We start from the raw sequence: 19,297 nt of genomic DNA, 5'->3' as shown, positions 1-19,297 counted from the left end.
GGTGGGGATGTCCTCGGCAGCGGCACCGGGGGCTCCTCGGCAGCGGCACCGGGGCCCCTCGGCAGCGGCTACCGGAGTGCGCCGCCGACGGCGGGGCAGAAGTATTCCGCTCTCGTCGGTTCCGGAGACCGGCCGGGTGCCCCCCCGACGGCGGGGCAGAAGCCCTCTGGAGGTCACATGCCATCGACTCTTGCGGTACCGCACATCGGACGACGCACCGCTCACCGCGCCGCGCGCAGCCCGGTGGTCCGGGCCGCGGCACGCGGTGGGTTCGCGGCCCGGGGTGTGATCTACCTCCTCGTGGGGGTACTGGCGCTGCGGATCGCGTTCGGCGACTCCGGTGAGCAGGCCGACCGGGGCGGAGCGCTGGCGGAAATCGCCGCCCGGCCGTTCGGCAGCGTGCTGATATGGGCGCTCGGTCTGGGACTGGCCGGGATGGCGCTGTGGCGCCTGTCCGAAGCGGCGTTCGGTGCGGCAGGGCCCGACGGGCACAAGGCCGGGACGCGACTGCTGTCGCTCGTCCGTTGCGTCTTCTACGCCGTGGTGTCCTTCTCCGTGCTGTCCTTCGCGGCGGGGAAGGAGGGCAGCGGAAGCGGGGCGAGCGACCGGCAGTCCCGGGACGCGACGGCGAAAGCGCTGGACCTGCCCGGCGGCCCCTGGCTGGTGGCCATCGCGGGGGTGGGCGTTGCCGTGGCCGGAATCTGGATCGCGGTGCGGGCCATCCTGCGCACGTTCCACCGGCACCTCGACAGGAAGGGCATGTCGCGGGCTGCCCGGCGCGGTATCGATGTGCTCGGCGTCTCGGGTGGCATCGCCCGCGGTGGGGTGTTCACGATCGCCGGCAGCTACGTCGTCAAGGCCGCGGTCACCTACGACCCCGGCCGCGCCAAAGGCATGGACGATACGCTCCGTTCCTTCGCCGACACCCCGGCCGGTCCCTGGCTGCTGGCCGCGATCGCCGTGGGTCTGGCACTGTTCGGCGCCTTCTCGTGCGCCATGGCCCGCTGGCGGGACGTCTGAACCTGCGAGGCCCACCCGCCGTCCCCGGAATCATCACCGCAATTCCGGTACTCCCACCCCACGACGCACTCCCACCCCACGACAGGAGCTCCCTTCGGATGACCGAGACCCATCAGAATGCCCCGGCTGCACGGGCCGTCTACCGCGCCGAGGCCTTTGTGCGCAACGGCCGCTGGCACCTGGAAGTCGCCAGCCTCGACAGTGAACCCGACACCGGCGACACCGAAGCCCTGCTCGTCACGCTGTGGCCCGTCGAAGAAGCGCCGAACGGCAGCGGCTTCCCCGCCGCCTCCCTCGGCGCGCAACTGCGCGACAGCGGCTTCACCCTCGCCGACCCCGGCCAGGGCACCGGGGGCTGGACGCCCACCGGTGACCGAGGCCGTTACGCCGCCTCGTGCTACGCGACGGACGAGACGACTGCTTGACGTGTCGGGCACCTCGCGGCGGCGCAACGGGCCTCGCACGTTGCGCCAAAGGTCCGGGCGCCGACCGGAGTGAGGTGGCGCCGGAGGGGCGAGCCGGACATCCGCCCCGCCCCTCCGGGCCGTAGGTCAGCCGGTCAGCCGGTCAGCCGGTCTGCAGGGTCGCGTCGTCGATGACGAAGCTGGTCTGCAGGCTGGAGTCCTCGGTGGCGGTGAAGGTCAGGGTGATCCGCTGTCCGATATAGGGGGTCAGGTCCAGGGTCCGCTGGGTGTAGCCGCTCGACGCCGCGGTGTTGGAGAGCGTCGTCAAGGTGGTGCCGCCCACCTTGACCTTGAAGGTGTCGTAGGCGACGCGGTCGGTCTCATCGGTGTCGATGTGCAGCCAGTAGGCCAAGGTGGCCTTGCCGCATCCGGCCGGCACGGTCACCGACTGGTTGAGGGAGTCGGTGGCGGAGGAGCCGTAGCCGCCGAGCCAGGCGAACCTGCTGCCGCTGTGGGCGGACTGGCCGGCGTGGGCGCCGATCGCCCCGGTGTCGCCCGTCCAGGGGGTGGTGCCGTTCTCGAATCCGCCGTTGGCGAGCAGCTGTTGGGCGGTGCAGCCCCCGGCGCCCTTGATCGTCAGGGTGTAGGGCGTGGTGTGGGTGACGGACCCGGTGCCGGTGACGGTGAGGGGGTAGGTGCCGGGCGCCGCGCTCGACGTCGTGGCGACGGTCATGGTGGAGCTGCCGCCGGAGGTCACCGAGGCGGGGCTGAAGGAGACGGTCACCCCGGACGGAGCGCCCGAGGCCGACAGCGCCACCGTCTGTGCGGAGCCGCTGGTGGTGGCCGTGGAGAGGGTGCTGGTGGCCGAGGCGCCGGGGTCGACGCTGCCGGCGGCGGGGCCGGCGGTCAGGGAGAAGTCGTTCGCCGGGGTGGTGTCGGCGACGGCGAGCTTCCACAGGGTGGCGGCGATGCCGTCGACGCTGCGGTTCAGTCCGGTGCTGTTGATGTTGCCGGTGGTGTCGCAGGACTGGTGGTAGCAGGAGTCGTAGGCACGGTTGGCGGTGCCGCCCCACTTGGCCGCCTGCGCCGAGGTCTTCCGCGCACCGGCGCCCATCGCATAGCCGGAGGTGGGGATGCCCGCCTGCTCGAAGGAGTAGTCGTCGGAGCGGCCGGCGCCCTCGGTGTTCTCCTCGGGCTGGAGGCCCAGGGAGTCCCAGTAGGCCTTCATCGGCTGGGCGGCGGCGGAGGCCAGGTGGTTGATGAAGTAACCGCCGTTGGGCGAGGCGATCATGTCGAAGTTGTAGTACGCCTTGATCTTCGACCGCTCGGCGGAGGGGAGCGAACCGACGTAGAAGTCGGAGCCGTTGAGGCCCTGTTCCTCGTCGGTCCACCAGCCGAACCGGACGCGGGCCGCCATGGCGGGGTGCTGCTGGGCGAGGGTGAGTGCCGTCTCCAGCAGCGCGGCCGAGCCGGAGCCGTTGTCGTTGATGCCCGGCCCTGCCCCGACGCTGTCGAGGTGGGAGCCGAACATGTACACCTTGGTGGCGTCACCCTGCGGCCATTCGGCGATCAGGTTGGGCCCGGCCCCGGTGGCGCAGCCGGAGGTGCAGGGCTGTTCGGTGACGGTGTAACCGGCCGCCTGGAGCTTGGCCTTGGCGTAGGCGACCGAGTCCCGGTAGCCCTGGCCGCTGGATTTGCGGGTGCCGCCGTTGCGGGTGGCGATGTCGTTCAGTTCGGTGAGATGCGCCTGGACCTTTGCCACATCGATGTCGGGGACGTCGGCGGCCCGGGTGCGGACGGCGACGGGGCCTTCGACGGGCGTGGCCGCACCGCTGGGTGCTGCCCGGTCGACGGCCGATATCGCGGCGCCCGCCGGGTGGGGTGGCGGGGCGGTCTGCGAGGTCGCCGCGGCGGTGGGGGCGAGGGCCAGCACGGCTGCTTGGAGGGTGGCGGCGAGGGAGACGCCGGCCACCGCGAGTCTTCGTAACACCATGGCTCCTTGAGGGGTAGGGAGTTCTACCGACGGAGGTTCTGGTGGAGCACCGGGCTGTGGCGGCGTCTCGTCCGGCCGGCTTCGGCCACGTGGGGCGGCATCAGCGCGGTGAGAGAACGACATGTCCATGACCCAGGCCGCCGTACCATCACACCGCGGCGCCCACCGCGTCAACGGATGTCCCCGCACAGCGCCGTGTTTGTCGAAAAACAGCAGGTGGCGCCCGATATCCGGGCACCTGGCCGGGTCCTGGTAGCGGTTTTTCACGCCCCGGGCAGGACGAACCCCCGCTCTGCGCGGAGCAGGGCGGGGGTGGTCGAGTGCGCTGAAGCGGGTGCGGGGCCCGTCCGGCGGCTACAGGAAGCTGACGTTCTGGGCGAGGGCGAGCCGGCTGGAGTAGTTGATGGTGTTGGTGGCGGAGCGCATGTAGGCGCGCCAGGCGTCGGAGCCGGATTCCCGACCGCCGCCGGTCTCCTTCTCCCCTCCGAAGGCTCCGCCGATCTCGGCGCCGGAGGTGCCGATGTTGACATTGGCGATGCCGCAGTCGGAGCCCTCCGCGGACAGGAAGAGCTCGGCCTCCTGCTGATCGCGGGTGAAGATGCTGGACGAGAGGCCCTGCGGCACGTCGTTGTGCAGGGCGATGGCCTGCTCCAGGGTGTCGTAGGTCTGCACGTACAGGATGGGGGCGAAGGTCTCTTCGCGGACGACGTCGGTCTGTTCGTCGACGCGGACGAGGACCGGCTCGGCGTAACCGGCCCGGGGCGCGGCGTCGGCGAGGCGCCGGTTGCCGCCCGCGAGGATCTTGCCGCCCTCGGCCTGGGCCCGGGTGAGGGCGTCCTGCATGGCGTCCAGGGCGGTGGTGGAGATGAGGGGGCCGACGAGGGTGGCCTCGTCGAAGGGGTCGCCGATGGGGAGCTTCTGGTAGGCGGCGGTCAGCCGGGCGATGAGGGTGTCGGCGATGTCCCGGTGGACGATGAGACGGCGCAGGGTGGTGCAGCGCTGGCCCGCGGTGCCGGCCGCGGCGAAGACGATGCCCTGCACGGCGAGGTCGAGGTCGGCGGAGGGCGCGACCACGGCCGCGTTGTTGCCGCCGAGTTCGAGCAGGCTGCGCCCGAAGCGGGCGGCGACGCGGGGGCCGACCTCGCGTCCCATACGGGTCGAGCCGGTGGCGCTGATCAGCGCGATACGGGGATCGTCGACGAGCTTTTCGCCGGTGGTGCGGTCGCCCAGCAGCAGGCGGTGCACCTCGCGTGGGGCGCCGACGTCCTCGGCGGCCTGCGCCAGCAGCCGGTCGCAGGCCAGGGAGATCAGCGGGGTGAATTCCGAGGGCTTCCAGATCACGGTGTCACCGCAGGCCAGCGCGACGGCGGTGTTCCACGACCACACCGCGGCGGGGAAATTGAACGCGGAGATGACGCCCACCACGCCCAGCGGGTGCCAGGTCTCGGCGAGCCGGTGGCCCGGCCGCTCGGAGGCGATGGTGCGGCCGTAGAGCTGGCGGGACAGACCGACGGCGAAGTCACAGATGTCGATCATTTCCTGGACCTCGCCGAGCGCCTCGGAGCGGATCTTGCCCGCCTCGATGGTGATCAGGTCGGCCAGGTCGCCCTTGTGGTCACGCAGCAACTCGCCCAGGCGGCGCACGAGTTCGCCACGGCGGGGCGCCGGTGTGGTGCGCCAGGTGAGGAACGCCTCCCGGGTGGCGGCGATGGCGTCCTCGGTGTCGGCGGCGGTGGCCGCGCTCAGGCCGAAGAGGTCCTCACCGGTGATGGGGCTGCGGGCCGAGAAGTCGTCGCCTTCCGGGACGGTGACGCCGAGGGCGGCGAGGCTGCTGCGGGCACGGGTGCGCAGGTCCTCGGTGGTGGGGAGGGTGGTGCTGGTCATGATGCTCCTCTGGGGTGTTGAGGGGTGTCGATGGGGTGGGGGTGGCGGGTCGGGGGTCAGCCGGGCGTACCGTCGAGTCCGAGTTCTCCGGCGACCTGTGCGAGGGAGCGGTTCTGCTGCTCCTCGTAGAGGTCGAACGGGTCCAGGACCTCGCGGCCGAGGACGCCGGAGAGCCATGCGCTGTCGTAGGCGGCACCCTGCCGGTCGCTGTTCCTGGAGCCCTCCTCGCTGAGGTTGGACTGGAAGATGCCGGCTGCGGAGCGCGGCAGGAAGTCCTCGTAGACCAGCGGTTCGGCCCGGACCCAGCCCTGTTCCAGCAGGTCGTGGAGCCCGGTGGGCGGGCGGCTGCCATCCCGTGGGCGGTCGGGCGCGACGTGATAGGTGAAGTGCGCCAGGCCCGCCGCGGCGAGTCCCTGCTCGCTGTCGGGAAGTTCCTCCGCCCACAGGCGGCGGGCGAGTTCGGCCCGGTCGGCACGGGGCAGGCCGGCGGCCTCCTCGTCGACGCGGGCGAGCAGCCGGTCGTAGCGGGCCCGGCCCTCGCGGCTGAGGGCGATACCGCGGGCTTCGACCTCACCGAAGCGCACCCGCAGGGCTCCGCTGATCACGCTGCCGTCCGGGGTGCGCAGGGCGCGGGGCTCGGCCAGCGCCCGGAAGGAGGTCTGGCGCAGCAGGACGTCGGGGCCCTTCCAGCGGGGAGGTCCCTGAATGGTGTCGATCATCTCGACACCGCGCTCGGTCATCCGCCGGTAGAGCTCGTCGATGTCCAGGACGCGGGGGGTGAGGTGGTTGATATGGGTGCTGCCCACGCCCCCGATGTCCGCGGCGACGGCGGAGATCCGTTCCAGGGTGGCGTACCACGCCTGGTCGACGGGCTCGGGGGACAGTTCGAAGGCCTGCACGGCGAGGTGGAGGAACCGTTCGGCGTCCGCTTCGGGCAGCCCCCCGGCGCTTTCCGCGCGGTCGGCGAGGGCGAGCAGTTCCGGGGGGAAGAGCCGGCGGCCGGCGAGGAAGTTCTCCAGGCGGGTGCGCAGGTCGGGGTCGAAGAACCGGGGGTCGGCGGGGGTGAGCAGGGAGGTGAAGACGCGGAAGGGGTTACGGGCCAGTTCCCCGGCGTCGACGGGGCGGAACGCGGTCGACACGACGGGGATCGCGCTGGCGGCGGCCTCCCGCAGATCGTAGAAGCCGACCGGGTGCATCCCCAGGGCGCCGAAGATGCGGGCGACCTGGCGGAGTTCCTCCGGAGAGCCGACGCGGATGGCGCCGTGCCGCTCCGCGGTCACCCGGCCGATGGATCCCAGGCGCTCGGCGTCGGCGCCCTGCGCCCGCAGCACGTCGTGGTTGACCTCGCGTGAGACGTCCACCAGCGTGGTGTAGGCGGGCACCTCCCGCCCGTACATGTCCGAGAGCCGCTCGGCGAACGCGGCGCGCAGTTGCCACTGGCTGATCATCGGCAGGTCGTCCTTCCGTCGGGGGGATTCACACCACGTGGATTTCGGGGCGGATCTCGGCACCGGCCGTGAAGCGGTCGGCGCTGAAGGGGGCGACATCGACGAACGGTGTGCGCTCCAGGTAGAGGTCGCGCACGATTTCGCCGACGGCGGGGGCCTGCAGGAAGCCATGGCCGGAGAACCCGGTGGCGTACAGGAAGTTGTGCGGCGCGCCGGCCCGCCCGATCAGTGCATTGTGGTCCGGGGTGACCTCGTACAGTCCGGCCCAGCCGCCGGTGGTCTCCATATCGGCGAGGGCGGGGGCCCTGCGCTGTGCGGCGTCGCGGAACTGGGTGAGCCAGTCCGGGGTCCAGGTGGTGTCGAAGCCGTCGGCCTGGCCGGGGTCGGCGAGGCCGAACAGCAGGCCGTCGTCGCTGTTGTGGAAGTAGGCGGTAGAGGCGAAGTCGATGGTGAAGGGGATGCGCGGGGCGGGCGGCGCGAGCGGCGCGGTGAAGGCGAGCTGGCGGCGTACCGGACGCACCGGGAGGTGGACACCCGCCATCTCGCCGAGCCGCGCGGACCAGGCGCCCGCGGTGCAGATGACCGTGGAGCAGGAGATCCGGCCGTGATCGGTGTGGACGGCCGTGACCCGGTCACCGGTGGTGTCGAGGCCCGTGACGGTGGTGTGCGTGGCGAACGCGACGCCTGCGCTCGCGGCGGCGCGCGCATAGCCCTGGACGGCGAGTCGGGGCCGGGCGTGGCCGTCGGTCGGGGAGTAGGCGGCGGCCACCAGCCCGTCGGTGCTGGCGTAGGGGCACAGTTGCTGTGCCTCGCGGGGGCCGATCATGCGGCTGGGGACGCCGAGGCTGTTCTGGATCCGGACGGCGGTCTCGAAGTCCGCGGCCTGCTGGTCGCTGGTGAGCAGGAAGAGATAGCCGACGCTGTCCAGCCTGATGTCGGCGCCGGGACGCTGTCCGAAGTCCTGCCAGGCGCGCAGACTCCTGCTGCCCAGGGCGATGTTGAGCGGATCGGAGAACTGCGCGCGCACTCCGCCGATGGGCTTGCCCGAGCTGCCGCCGGCCAGCTCGCCGCGCTCGATGACGACGATGTTGGACACCCCGGCCTCGGCCAGGTGGAACGCGATGCTGGTGCCCATCACACCGCCGCCGACGATCACGACGTCGGCAGTCGGCGGAACGGTGCGGGAGGTGGATGACATGGACAAGAGGCCGATCCCTTCCAGAGGCCGGCGCCTGCGCCGGGGGCATCCGTCCGGCGCGTGGCGGGCTGTCAGTGCATGGCGAGAAGAGCTGATCAGCTAGCTGCCCGTCATCGTGCAGCACTCCAACCTTTGACGTCTACGAACAGTTAGTACGTCCGATCTATTAGGATCTCTATATGGACTGGACGAGTGCCCAGCTGCGGTCCCTGGTGGAGTTGACCAGGCGCGGAACGATCACCGCGGCGGCCCAGGCCCTTGGATACACGCCCGGTGGCGTCTCCCAGCAGATCGCCGCGCTGGAGAAGGCCGCGGGCACCGAGCTGCTGCGGCGGGTCGGACGACGGGTGGAGCTGACCGATGCCGGCCGCACGCTGGCGTGTCACGCCGAGCGGATCCTGTCGACGGAGGCGGAGGCCGTCGAGGCTCTGGAGCGCACCCGGCACGAGATCTCCGGGGTACTGCACGTAGGGCTGTTCGCCACGGCCGCCGCCGAGATCCTGCCGCCGGCCCTGCAGGAGGTGCGGCAGCTCCATCCCCGGCTCGCGGTACACAGCCGCGATATGGACGTGGACGAGGTGCACGACGCAGTCGCCTCCGGAGCGGTGGACCTGGCGCTCGGGCTGGACTACCCGGATGTGCCCCTTGCGCGCGAGGCCGCCCTGCAGGTGCGGCAGCTGTACCGCGAGCGGTTCTCGCTGGCGGTGCCCGCCGGGTCGATGGACGGCCGGGAGGTGGTCGGCCTGGCCGAAACGCAGGAGCTGGGGTGGATCCTGCCGTCGGCCGACAGCTACTACGGCCGCGCGGTGCGCACGGCCTGCCGGCGCGCGGGCATCGAACCCCGGGTCCAGCACGAGGTCACCGATACCGCGGCCACACTGGCGCTCGTCGAGGCGGGTATCGGGGTGAGCACGGTGACGGATCTGATGCTCGGCCTGCGCGCGTCCCGTCTCGATGTCGTACGGCTGCGGGAGAAGGTCGAGCGGCACATCGTGGTGCTGTTCCGTTCCTCCGTCGAGCACCGGCCCACGGTGGCCGCGCTGGTCGACGTCCTGCGGGCGGTGTCCGGGGCCCGGCACGGCACCCCGGCCCGCCGCGACCCGTGAGACCGGCCCCGGCCGCCGTCGCACCGCGTCCCGCCGTCAACAGGCTTGTCCCCTATACGAGTTGGGCTGCACCGGAACAAGGTGCCCGGTGCACGAGAATCCGGGCTGCTCGTCCTGCGGAGCACCTCCACCAGTTCCGCTTGCCCTCAGCCACGCAAGTTGTCGCGCTGGGGTCCCTTTTGCCGGGGCGGATCGTGAGTGAGGGTTCAGGCCAGTGGTGACCCCCGCCACGACGGTGGCCCGTCGTGCCGCCGTTGCCTGACAGGGAGCGAGCGATGTCCCCCCATCACACCCCGAAATCTCCCCTTCGCGCGTTGCTGGGAAGAGGCCCCCAGGGAATCTTCAGGCGAACGCTTCCCCATGAACAGCCCACCGGTGAGCGCATGGTGCGCACGCTCGGCCTCACCCAGCTGACAATGATCGGCATCGGCGCCATCATCGGGGCCGGGATCTTCAGCCTGGCCGCGGCCGTCGCCCGGGACGTCGCCGGCCCCGCCGTCCTGATCTCGTTCCTGGTGGCCGGGGCCGCCTCGCTCTGTGCCGCCTTCGCCTATGCCGAGTTCGCCGGGATGGTGCCGAAGGCAGGCTCGTCCTACACCTACTGCGCCGCGGTCCTGGGGGAGATCGTCGGCTGGATCGTGGGCTGGGACCTGCTCCTGGAGTACACCGCCATCGTCGCCGTCGTGGCGATCGGGATGTCGGGCTATCTGGGATTTCTGCTGCAGGCGGTCGGCATCCACCTGCCGGTCTGGGCCCTGGGCGCCCCCGGCACCGGCTCCGGCCACCGGGTGGACCTGCTCGCGATGGCGATCTGCCTCGGTGTGGCCTGGCTGCTGACCCGCGGCACCCGCACCTCGGCCCGGGTGGAGACGGTGCTGACCATCATCAAGATCGGCATCGTGCTGCTGGTGATCGTGGTGGGCTTCACCAAGGTCAAGACCGGCAATCTCCATCCCTTTGCACCGTTCGGTTTCGGCGGGGCCTTCACCGGGGCCGCCACGGTCTTCTTCGCCGTGTTCGGCTATGACGCGCTGAGCACGGCAGCGGAGGAGTCGATGGAGGCACGGCGCAAGCTGCCCAAGGCGATGATGCTGTCGCTGGCGGTCTCCATGGTGTTGTACGTGCTGGTCTGCATCGTGCTCACCGGGATGCAGCACTACAGCGAGCTCAACCCGAACAGCGGCATTTCCAGCGCGTTCCAGAGCGTGGGGCTGAACGGGCTGGCCAACGTGATCGCCGTCGGCGCGGTCATCGGCATCGTCACCGTGACCTTCTCCTTCATGATGGGCGCTTCCCGACTGTGGTACGCGCTCAGCCGCGACGGGCTGATGCCGGCCTGGTTCGGGGCCATCCACCCCCGGCGCAAAGTTCCGCACCGTGCCACCTGGCTGATCGGTGGCGTGTCCGCCGTGCTGGCGGGGCTGCTGCCCATCAACGCGGTCGCGGAACTCACCAATATCGGAGTGCTGCTGGCGTTCGTGGTGGTCTCCGCTTCCGTGCTGGTCCTGCGCTACCGCAAACCGCACCTCAAGCGCGGTTTCCGCTGCCCGGGAATGCCGGTGGTGCCCGTCCTCGGGATGGCCTTCTCCGTCTGGCTGATGTCGTTCCTGCAGTGGGAGACCTGGGTGCGGCTCGGCGGCTGGCTGGTCGTCGGCCTGGTCATCTACGCCACGTACGGCTACCGCCGCACCCGCAAGGTCATGCCGGGAGGCTCGGTGGACCTCGACGCCCTTGACCAGATGTCCGACTCCGACACAGCCGAGCCCGCGCCCATCCGGTGACGGCCGGCCGCCCACGCGGGTAGCTCCGCCACTCCCCGCACCGGGAGCGGCGGAGCCCGCCCGCGTCCCGGCCGGTCACTCCTCGCACGCGGGGTGCACATACGGCTCGCCGTCGGGTACCGCGCGCCGCAGACAGCGGATCACGGCGGGGAGCAGCGGGTTGCTGTTCTCGCTGCGGTGCAGCGCCATCACCGTGCGGTGTGCGGAGCGCTGGGTGACCCGGGTCGCTTCGATCCCGTCGCCGGGAACATGGCCGAGCGCCGGGACGACGGCCACGCCGAGGCCCGCGGACACCAGCTCCCGCACCACGGCGTAGTTGTTGCTGCGAAAGGCGACGGCGGCCTCGAACCCCGCGGCCGCACAGAGGCGGACGAAGGACCGGGCCCCGGCGGTGTCCTCCCGGCTGGTGATCCAGCGGGCCCCGGCCAGCTGGGGCAGCTGGGCGCCGAGGCCGCTGTCGCGGGCCCTGAGCAGCACCAGGTCCTCGCGCAGCAGTTGATGGCAGGTCAGGCCGTCGGGCCACTGGCGGGGGCTGAGCCCGTACTCGAAGACGAGCGCGACATCGAGATCGCCGTGGCTGAGCGCGGTGATGAGCTCTTCGGGCTCGCCCTCCTCCAGCTGGATCCGTGCCCGCGGATGGCTTTCGACGAGCGCGGACAGGGCGGCGGGCACCAGCCGCACATCGGCCGTGGGAAAGCTGCCCAGCCGCAGCCGGCCGGTGGCGCCGGTGGCGAGTTCCTGGACGTGGTGGTCCAGATCCTCCATGGCCGCCAGCACATGGGTACTGAGATAGACCAGGCGGTGGGCCGCGGCGGTGGGGCGGATCCCGTGCGCCTCCCGCTCGAACAGCACCAGGCCGGTCTCCTTCTCCAGCGCGGAGATCTGCTGTGAGATGGCGGAGGCGGTGTACCCGAGATCGCGGGCCGCGAGGGCGAACGAGGCGCTGTGGACGACGGCCTTCAGGGTGAGCAGATGCAGTGGCTTCAGCAACGCGGGCTCCCAACGACGCAGGAAGCGAGCATAAACATCCACCGCCCCGGAACGCGAGCCCCAGCATTCCTTGCCCTCAAGCATCGATTCTTTCGTCCTGCTGGGCCTTGTCCCCGGCCCCGGGCGCCCCACATCGTGGACGGGACCAGGCGGCACACGACCGGTGAGCACGAAGGAGCGAGCAGGGTGACCTCGACAGCCCAGGGCGTCGGCAGTCTCGACGCGGCAGCGGTGGCCGAAGCGCTCGACCACGGAGACTGCGGCAAGGTCGCCGGCGACGCCGGTCACCGGGCACAGTACGCGTCCGATGCCTCGAACTACCGCCAGATCCCGCTCGCCGTGGTCTTCCCCCGCGAGCGGCAGCACGTCCTCAACGCGCTGGGGGTGTGCCGGCGCCTGGGAGTGCCGGTCACCGCCCGCGGCGCGGGCACCAGCACGTCCGGGCAGGCCGTCGGGCCGGGTGTGGTGCTCGACTTCTCCCGCTACTTCAACCGGCTGACGGCGCTGGATCCCGATGCCCGGACCGCGACCGTGCAGCCCGGTATCGTCCTGGACGACCTGCAGAGCGCCGCCGCCGAGCACGGTCTGCTGTTCGGCGCCGATCCCTCCACGCACAGCCGCTGCACCCTGGGCGGAATGATCGGCAACAACGCGTGCGGCTCCCACTCGCTCGCCTGGGGACGCACCGCGGACAACATCGTCGAACTCGAAGTGGTCACCTACCGCGGCACGGTGGTCCGGCTCGGCGAGATGACCCGGGAGGAGATCGACGCGGCCGTTGCCGCGGGAGACGACCGCGGAGAGCTGATCGCCGCCCTGCACCGGCTCGCCCAGCGCAATCTGGCGACGCTCCGCACCGAACTGGGACAGTTCCCCCGGCAGGTGTCGGGCTATGCGCTGGAACAGCTGCTGCCCGAGCGGCGCTTCCACCTCGCCCGAGCCCTGGTCGGCAGCGAGGGCACGCTGGCCGTCGTCCTCTCGGCGACCGTCCGCCTCGTGACGCCTCCCCCCGCACGGGCCCTGGTCGTCCTCGGCTTCTCGGACGCCGGTGCCGCGGCCGATGCGGTTCCCGCACTGCTCCGGCACGAGCCGCTGGCCCTGGAAGGACTCGATCGCGGACTGACCGACATCGTCACCCGGCCCGCGACCAGGACCACCATCGACACCCTGCCCACCGCGCAGGCCTGGCTGTTCGCGGAACTCGGCGGCCCCGCGGAGACGCTGTCCCGGCAGGCCGAAGCGCTGGCGGGGACGGCGCAGCGGGCCGCGGGCTTCACCGGCAGCGAGATCGTCACCGATCCCGCGCGGGCCCGCAGTCTGTGGCGGATCCGCGAGGACGGTGCCGGCCTGGCCACCCGCCTGCCCGCGGGCATCGGGGCCGAGAGCGGAGCCGAGGCCTGGCCCGGCTGGGAGGACGCGGCCGTCCCGCCCGATCAACTGGGCTCCTATCTCCGCCAGTTCACCGCCCTGCTGGACCGCCATGGCCTGCAGGGGGCCGTCTACGGGCACTTCGGCGAGGGCTGTCTGCACGTCCGGATCAACTTCGACTTCACCACCGAGCAGGGCACCGCCGTCTTCCGCACCTTCCTTGCCGACGCCGCCCGCCTGGTCGCCGCACACGGTGGTTCGCTCTCCGGCGAACACGGCGACGGCCAGGCCCGCTCCGCACTCCTGCCCCTGATGTACGGACCCGACGTCATCGCCCTGTTCGAGGAATTCAAAAACGTCTGGGACCCCGACAACGGCCTCAATCCCGGCATGATCGTGCAGCCGCTGCCCGTCGACGGCAACCTGCGCGTCAGCCCGCACCGCACTCCCCTGCCCCTGGCCACGGTGTTCCCCTTCCACGCCGACGACGGCGACTTCGCCAAGGCCACCCGCCGTTGCGTGGGCGTCGGCAAGTGCCGCTCCGCCGCCCACCGAGGCGACGTGATGTGCCCCAGCTACCGGGTCACGCGGGACGAGAAGGACTCCACCCGCGGCCGCGCCCGACTCCTGTACGAGATGACCCAGGGTGAAGTGATCACCGACGGCTGGCGTTCCACCGAGGTCCGCGACGCCCTGGATCTGTGCCTGTCGTGCAAGGGGTGCAGCGCCGACTGCCCCGTCGGCGTGGACATGGCCACCTACAAGTCGGAGTTCCTCCACCACCACTACCGGGGACGCCTCCGGCCCGCCTCGCACTACACGATGGGCTGGCTGCCACTGCTCTCCCGGGCCGCCGCCCGGATTCCCGGCCTGGTCAACGCACTCACCTCCTCCCGCCTGGCCCCGGTCCTCAAACGGCTGGGCGGCATCGCCCCGCAGCGGGACCTCCCCCGCTTCGCCGCGCAGACCTTCCTGACGTGGTTCCGCCACCGCACGCCCCGGGGCGACGGCCGGCGCGGCCCGGTCCTGCTGTGGGTCGACTCCTTCAACAACCACTTCAGTCCCGAAGTCCTCCAAGCCGGCGTGGCCGTGCTGGAAGACGCGGGCTTCCGGGTGCAGGTCCCCGAGGGCACACAGTGCTGCGGGCTCACCTGGATCACCACCGGGCAGCTCGGCATCGCCCGCCGTATCGCCCGGCGCACCACCGCCGCGCTGGCTCCCGCGGTCCGCGCCGGCGTACCCGTCGTCGGACTGGAGCCGAGCTGCACCGCGGCCCTCAAGAGCGACCTCCCCGAACTCCTCGACGGCAACGAAGACGCCCGCGCCCTCTCCCGGTCCACCCTCACCCTCGCCGAACTCCTCGTCCACCACACGCCCGGCTGGCAGCCCCCGCGGATCGAGGGCAGCACGCTCAGCCAGACCCACTGCCACCAGCACGCCACGTCCGGCTTCGACGCCGACAGCACACTGCTGGCCCGTATGGGAATCGACAACAGCACGCTCGACTCCGGCTGTTGCGGCCTCGCCGGCAACTTCGGTTTCGAGCGCGGCCACTACGACGTCTCGGTCGCCGCGGGCGAACAGGTGCTGCTCCCCGCCGTGCGCTCGGCCGCTGCCGACACCCGGATCCTGGCCGACGGTTTCAGCTGCCGCACCCAGATCGCCCAGCAGACGCCTCGCAGCGGCACCCATCTCGCCGAACTGATCGCCCAGGCACTGCCCCCGACCGACACCCCCGCCTGACCCGCGTTCCTCTCCCTTCTTCTCCCTTCTTCTTCCTCCCTCTCCCTTCCTACCGACAAGGAACACACCGTGACTGATGCACTCTCCCTCGTCGACGAGTGGGGCCCCGAGAAGATCGTCGTCGTCTCGCACCGGCGCACCGGTATGAAGGGCGTCCTGGTGATCGACAACACCGCTCGCGGCATCGGCAAGGGCGGCACCCGGATGAGCCCCGGCGTGACCGTCGACGAGGTGTCCCGGCTGGCCCGCGTCATGACCTGGAAGTGGGCCGCCGTCGACCTCTTCTACGGCGGCGCCAAGGCCGGGATCGTCGCCGATCCGGCCTCCCGCGACAAGGAGGCGGTGCTGCGTGCCTTCGCCCGCGCGCTGTCCAACGAGGTGCCCCGCGAGTATGTGATGGGCCTCGACATGGGCCTGACCGAAGATGACGCCGCCATCATCCAGGACGAACTGGGCGACCGCGGCGCCGCCGTCGGCACCCCCGCGCACCTCGGTGGCGTGGCCTACGACAAGCTCGGAGTCACCGGCTACGGCGTTGCCGAGGCAGCCGACGCCGCGGCAGGCCACCAGGGACTGCCGATGGCCGGCTCCCGGGTGGCCCTGCAGGGCTTCGGTGCGGTCGGCAGCGCAGCCGCCCGCCGCTTCGCCGCCCTCGGTGCCACCGTCGTGGCGGTGTCCACCGCCCACGGGGCGCTGCACGACCCCAGCGGTCTCGACGTCGACGCTCTGCTGGCGGCGCGCGACGAGCACGGCGACCACTTCGTCACCCGCCACTCCTCCGGCACCGCGCTCGCTCCGGGCCGCGAACTCACCGTGGACTGCGACATCTTGGTGCCCGCCGCCCTGCAGGACGTCATCGACCACACCACCGCGCGCGACATCAAGGCGAAGCTCGTCGTGGAGGGCGCCAATCTGCCCACCTCTGCCGAAGCCCGGAGCATCCTCGCGGAGCGCGGCATCACCGTGCTCCCCGACTTCGTGGCGAACGCCGGCGGTGTCGTCGCAGCCGCCTTCGCGATGGACGCCCGCTACTCCGGGTTCCGGCCCGACACGTCCACCATCGTCGAGACGGTCTCCGCGCGGCTGCGCGCCAACACCATGACCGTCCTGGACGAGGCCCGGCTGCAGCACATCACCCCGCACGCCGCCGGCCGCCGCCTGGCCGAGGACCGCGTCCGCACCGCCATGCACAGCAAGGGGCGCATCCCACGCGACTGATACGGCCGGCGGAACCCGCGCCGCACTAGCGGCACGACTCCGTGCGCTTGACCACGGTGAGCGTGACCCGCCGGCCCCGCAGAGCCGTGCCCGCCGCCGGATCCTGCGCACAGACCTTCCAGCCCGCCGGCCACAGCACATGGCGGCCGGCGCCGCGCCCGTCCTTGAGCTGAACGGAGGTGTCGTAGCGGAGAGCCTCGTAGGCGGAGACCAGCCCCTGGCCTGCCACCTGCGGCATCGTCCTGGGGCCGTCGGCATGGGCCGGAACGGCCGGAACCAGGCAGCAGAGGGAAAGGACCGAGGCAGTGACGATTCTGTTCATCACCGGAGAACGATCACCATGCGCAACGGTCACCTCGGGGTTCACTGTCCCGGCTCAAGGATCATCAGATGCCGAGGATCAAGGAAGGGAACGAAACCGGCCGGCCGTGCGCGGTCAACCGGACTCGGGCCGCCGTGATCGACGGCACCTACTGCCGCGCCAGCCCGTGGCGGCCGGCCCAGGCGTTGATCGCCGCGGCCAGCTCCTCGGGGCGGTCCTCCGGGGTGTGGTGACCGGCGACACCGTGGCGGGAGACCTCCAGGCCCGCAATGTTCTCCTCGCACCAGGCCACGGCCCCTCGGTCGGTCATGGCACCCGGGCCCGGCTCGAACGCAGCGAGCAGCTTGGGGACGTCGGGGCTGGCGGCCAGCCAGGCGTCGTAGTGCTCGATACGGGCCACGACGTCGGCGGGCTCGGCGTCCAGCGGCATCATGCGCGTCCACGCCAGCACCGGGCGGCGGCTCCGTGGGGTCGGGAAGGGGCGGCGGTAGACCTCCAGGTCGGCAGTGGCGAGCGGCGTGGCGAGGGTGTCCGGGAGCCCCTCGATGAACAGCGACTTCTCCAGGATCATCTCCTCGCCCACGCCGGGGGTACGCAGCAGGGTGAACAACTCCCGGCCTGCCTCGGGGAATTCATCGCCGTAGAGCGGCTTGACGATCGTCTCGGTGAAGGCGAGTCCGCGGACGCGGCCCGGGAGGCGGGCGGCCCGGTCGAAGGCGAGGGCGCCGCCCCAGTCGTGGCCGACGAGGACTGCCTCGTCGAGGCCGAGGGCGTCGAACCAGGCGTCGAGGTAACGGGCGTGGTCGTCGAAGGAGTAGGCGAGGTCGGGCTTGCCGGAGTCGCCCATGCCGATCAGGTCGGGGGCGAGCAGACGGCGGCCGGGCGCGGCCACGCCCGGCAGGACGTTCCGCCACAGGTGGGAGGAGGTGGGGTTGCCGTGCAGGAAGACGAACGGCAGCCCGTCGTGGTCGCCGCACTCGCGGTGGTGGATGGTGGAGTCGAGGACCGGGGTCGTGGGCATCGTGGTGTCACATCGCTTTCGGTACGGGGATGCAGAGGTTGAGGCTCAGGACACGGTCGACGGTGATCTCGATGACGGCCAGGTCGGGCGGGGCGGGCGGCGGCGCGTGGTAGCGGGCGGTGTAGCGGCGGACGGCCTCGGCCAGGCGCTCGGGGTCGTCACTGACCACGGCCAGGCCCTCGAGGGTGATCCAGCGGAAGCCGTCCGCCTGGCAGAGCGCGGCCCGGGCCGCCGGACCCCCGGACGCCACGTTCCGGGCCTTGCGGGCCCCGGCCCGGGTGGTCACCCGGGCCGGGGCCCGAGGCCGGGTCGAGGCTGAAGCGGACGGGGGTGACATGCGGGGTGCCGTCGGGGCGGAGGGTGGTGAGGGTGGCGGTGTGGGCGCGGGCGAGGAATTCCCGTGCGGCGGCCGCGGGTTCGGCGCGCGCCGGGCTCACTTCTTCTTCACGCCCTCGTTCCAGAGCAGCTTGGCGAGATTCGGCTGCACGGCCGTGGTGATGAGGCCCATGGCCGTACGGACATAGCGCCGCTCCGCCGTCTCGTGCAGCATGCCGGCGGCGAGTTCGGCGCGGGCGGTGAAGACGCCGTCGGCGCTGCTCTCGGCGGTGCCGGAGCCGACGGCGAGCAGTCGCTTGATGCCGTGGCGGGCCATCGCCCGGGTGATGGCCGTGGCGCTCGCCGAGTAGGTGGTGATGGGCTCCTTGCTGAAGCGGGCGCCCGGCGCGGACAGGACGGCGTCCGTGCCGTCGATCGCGGCGTCGACGGCCGCCGGGTCGGTGGCGCCGGCCGCCGGGTCGGTGGCGTCGGCGACGGCGACGGTGCGGCCGGGCCGTGCGGAGACGGAGCCGGAGCGGCGGGTTACGGCGACGACCTGGTGGCCGGCGGCGAGGGCCTGGTCGGTGAGTCGGCGGCCGGTCGGTCCGTTGGGGCCGAAGAGGGCGATACGCATGGTGTCGGGGCATCCCTTCCTGTGGTTCCGGAATGCCCTTGACTGTGCCGATCACGAAACGCAGGCTCACCACTGATGAATAACGCTGCCCCCGCACCCAACCGGCCCCGAGGCCGTCCCCGCGGCAACCCGCCGACCCGCGAGTCGATCGTCTCCGCGGCCCGTGCGCTGTTCCTGGAGCACGGCTACCGGCGCACCACCGTGCGCGGGGTGGCCGGGGCCGCCGGGGTCGACCCGGCGCTGATCGCGTACCACTTCGGGTCGAAGAAGGGCCTGTTCGCGGACGTGATGCAGTTCCAGTGCGCCAACGCCCTGACGGTGGACGCCGTCCTCAGCGGAGACCCGGCCACCCTCCCCGACCGCCTGATCGACGCGGTGACGGACCTGTGGGAGGACGCGGACTTCCGGCAGCTGACCACCCGGGGCGAGGAGGCCGCCGAGGTGATCCGCGAATACCTGGAACGCGAGCTGCTGACCCGGCTTGTTGAATTTCTCGGCGGCCGGGACGCGACCGCCCGCGCCACGGCTGTGGTGACGATCCTCGGCGGCCTCATCTACACCCGCTACCTCAACCCCCTCCCCACCCCCGCCGCCCTCACCCCGTCCGAGGCCCGCCACGTGCTCACACCGGCGCTGCGCGCGGCACTGGCCCCGAGGCGGCGCACCGTGGCAGCCACCGGAGCGGGCCGTCGTGGCTCACCGGCTCGGGTGGCGGCGCAGTCCGGCCTTGCCTCCTCAATGCCTCCGGTTCGGCCACCCCTGTCGTAACGGTGCAAGGAGGTGTTCGGGATGCCGGTCTTGGTGCTGATCTCCCCGTAGCTGCTGCCCTGGCCCTGGAGCGGGCCGGCAGAG

15 protein-coding genes and 1 pseudogene are annotated in these 19,297 nt (G+C 71.7%); 7 read left to right on the top strand and 9 right to left on the bottom strand.

Features of this window, described 5'->3' with window-relative positions; genetic code table 11:
- The first annotated feature begins 177 nt into the window (after positions 1–177).
- The gene (locus ACF088_RS09205; protein ID WP_392374766.1) at positions 178–1,020 is read left to right on the top strand and encodes a DUF1206 domain-containing protein; all 843 of its coding nucleotides are present in this window, start codon (positions 178–180) and stop codon (positions 1,018–1,020) included.
- A gap of 98 nt (positions 1,021–1,118) precedes the next feature.
- On the top strand, positions 1,119–1,445 hold the full coding sequence (locus ACF088_RS09200) for a hypothetical protein (protein WP_392374765.1): 327 nt from the start codon (positions 1,119–1,121) through the stop codon (positions 1,443–1,445).
- A 142-nt stretch (positions 1,446–1,587) separates the two neighbouring features.
- On the opposite strand, the gene ACF088_RS09195 is transcribed toward ACF088_RS09200, so the two are convergent.
- The 4 genes from ACF088_RS09195 to ACF088_RS09180 form a co-directional block, all read right to left on the bottom strand.
- Complete coding sequence (locus ACF088_RS09195; RefSeq protein WP_392374763.1) at positions 1,588–3,417, bottom strand: M28 family peptidase; 1,830 nt, start codon at positions 3,415–3,417, stop codon at positions 1,588–1,590.
- Positions 3,418–3,771: 354 nt separating this feature from the next.
- Entirely contained in the window at positions 3,772–5,301 is a 1,530-nt protein-coding gene (locus tag ACF088_RS09190) for an aldehyde dehydrogenase family protein (RefSeq protein WP_392374762.1), read from the bottom strand.
- A gap of 56 nt (positions 5,302–5,357) precedes the next feature.
- Positions 5,358–6,749 (bottom strand): 2-oxoadipate dioxygenase/decarboxylase family protein, encoded by a 1,392-nt coding sequence (locus ACF088_RS09185; RefSeq protein WP_392374760.1) that lies wholly within the window; start codon positions 6,747–6,749, stop codon positions 5,358–5,360.
- Positions 6,750–6,777: 28 nt separating this feature from the next.
- Positions 6,778–7,947, bottom strand: coding sequence for an NAD(P)/FAD-dependent oxidoreductase (locus tag ACF088_RS09180; RefSeq protein ID WP_392374759.1), 1,170 nt, complete (start codon positions 7,945–7,947; stop codon positions 6,778–6,780).
- Positions 7,948–8,126: 179 nt separating this feature from the next.
- Between ACF088_RS09180 and ACF088_RS09175 the strand changes: the two genes are divergently transcribed.
- Positions 8,127–9,053 (top strand): LysR substrate-binding domain-containing protein, encoded by a 927-nt coding sequence (locus ACF088_RS09175; protein ID WP_392374757.1) that lies wholly within the window; start codon positions 8,127–8,129, stop codon positions 9,051–9,053.
- Between the two features lie 383 nt (positions 9,054–9,436).
- The gene (locus ACF088_RS09170) at positions 9,437–10,834 is read left to right on the top strand and encodes an amino acid permease (protein ID WP_392374755.1); all 1,398 of its coding nucleotides are present in this window, start codon (positions 9,437–9,439) and stop codon (positions 10,832–10,834) included.
- Between the two features lie 75 nt (positions 10,835–10,909).
- Here the strand turns inward: ACF088_RS09170 and ACF088_RS09165 are convergent, their stop codons facing one another.
- Positions 10,910–11,824, bottom strand: a complete 915-nt coding sequence (locus tag ACF088_RS09165; RefSeq protein ID WP_392374754.1) for a LysR substrate-binding domain-containing protein — start codon at positions 11,822–11,824, stop codon at positions 10,910–10,912.
- Positions 11,825–12,010: 186 nt separating this feature from the next.
- Here ACF088_RS09165 and ACF088_RS09160 point away from each other — a divergent pair, with 186 nt between their 5' ends.
- Both ACF088_RS09160 and ACF088_RS09155 read left to right on the top strand, forming a co-directional pair.
- Positions 12,011–14,935: an FAD-binding and (Fe-S)-binding domain-containing protein gene (locus tag ACF088_RS09160; protein WP_392374753.1), complete on the top strand. Its 2,925-nt coding sequence runs from the start codon at positions 12,011–12,013 to the stop codon at positions 14,933–14,935.
- 69 nt (positions 14,936–15,004) lie between these two features.
- Complete coding sequence (locus ACF088_RS09155) at positions 15,005–16,153, top strand: Glu/Leu/Phe/Val dehydrogenase (protein WP_392374752.1); 1,149 nt, start codon at positions 15,005–15,007, stop codon at positions 16,151–16,153.
- A 25-nt stretch (positions 16,154–16,178) separates the two neighbouring features.
- Here the strand turns inward: ACF088_RS09155 and ACF088_RS09150 are convergent, their stop codons facing one another.
- From ACF088_RS09150 to ACF088_RS09135, 4 genes and pseudogenes are all read right to left on the bottom strand, one after another.
- On the bottom strand, positions 16,179–16,475 hold the full coding sequence (locus ACF088_RS09150) for a PASTA domain-containing protein (protein WP_392375007.1): 297 nt from the start codon (positions 16,473–16,475) through the stop codon (positions 16,179–16,181).
- A 148-nt stretch (positions 16,476–16,623) separates the two neighbouring features.
- A complete protein-coding gene (locus ACF088_RS09145) occupies positions 16,624–17,496 on the bottom strand; it encodes a haloalkane dehalogenase (protein ID WP_392374751.1) in 873 nt (290 codons plus the stop codon).
- Between the two features lie 7 nt (positions 17,497–17,503).
- Positions 17,504–17,933, bottom strand: a pseudogene (locus ACF088_RS09140) (pyridoxamine 5'-phosphate oxidase family protein).
- Positions 17,930–18,445, bottom strand: coding sequence for an NAD(P)-dependent oxidoreductase (locus ACF088_RS09135; protein WP_392374750.1), 516 nt, complete (start codon positions 18,443–18,445; stop codon positions 17,930–17,932). Before ACF088_RS09135 ends, ACF088_RS09140 begins: the two are co-directional and overlap by 4 nt.
- A 75-nt stretch (positions 18,446–18,520) precedes the next feature.
- On the opposite strand from ACF088_RS09135, the gene ACF088_RS09130 reads away from it, so the two are divergent.
- On the top strand, positions 18,521–19,213 hold the full coding sequence (locus ACF088_RS09130) for a TetR/AcrR family transcriptional regulator (protein WP_392374749.1): 693 nt from the start codon (positions 18,521–18,523) through the stop codon (positions 19,211–19,213).
- Positions 19,214–19,297 lie beyond the last annotated feature (84 nt).

This window comes from Streptomyces sp. NPDC015125 (genome assembly GCF_043080045.1).
Taxonomy (GTDB): Bacteria; Actinomycetota; Actinomycetes; order Streptomycetales; family Streptomycetaceae; genus Streptomyces.
This window is presented reverse-complemented; position numbering and strand designations above follow the sequence as displayed.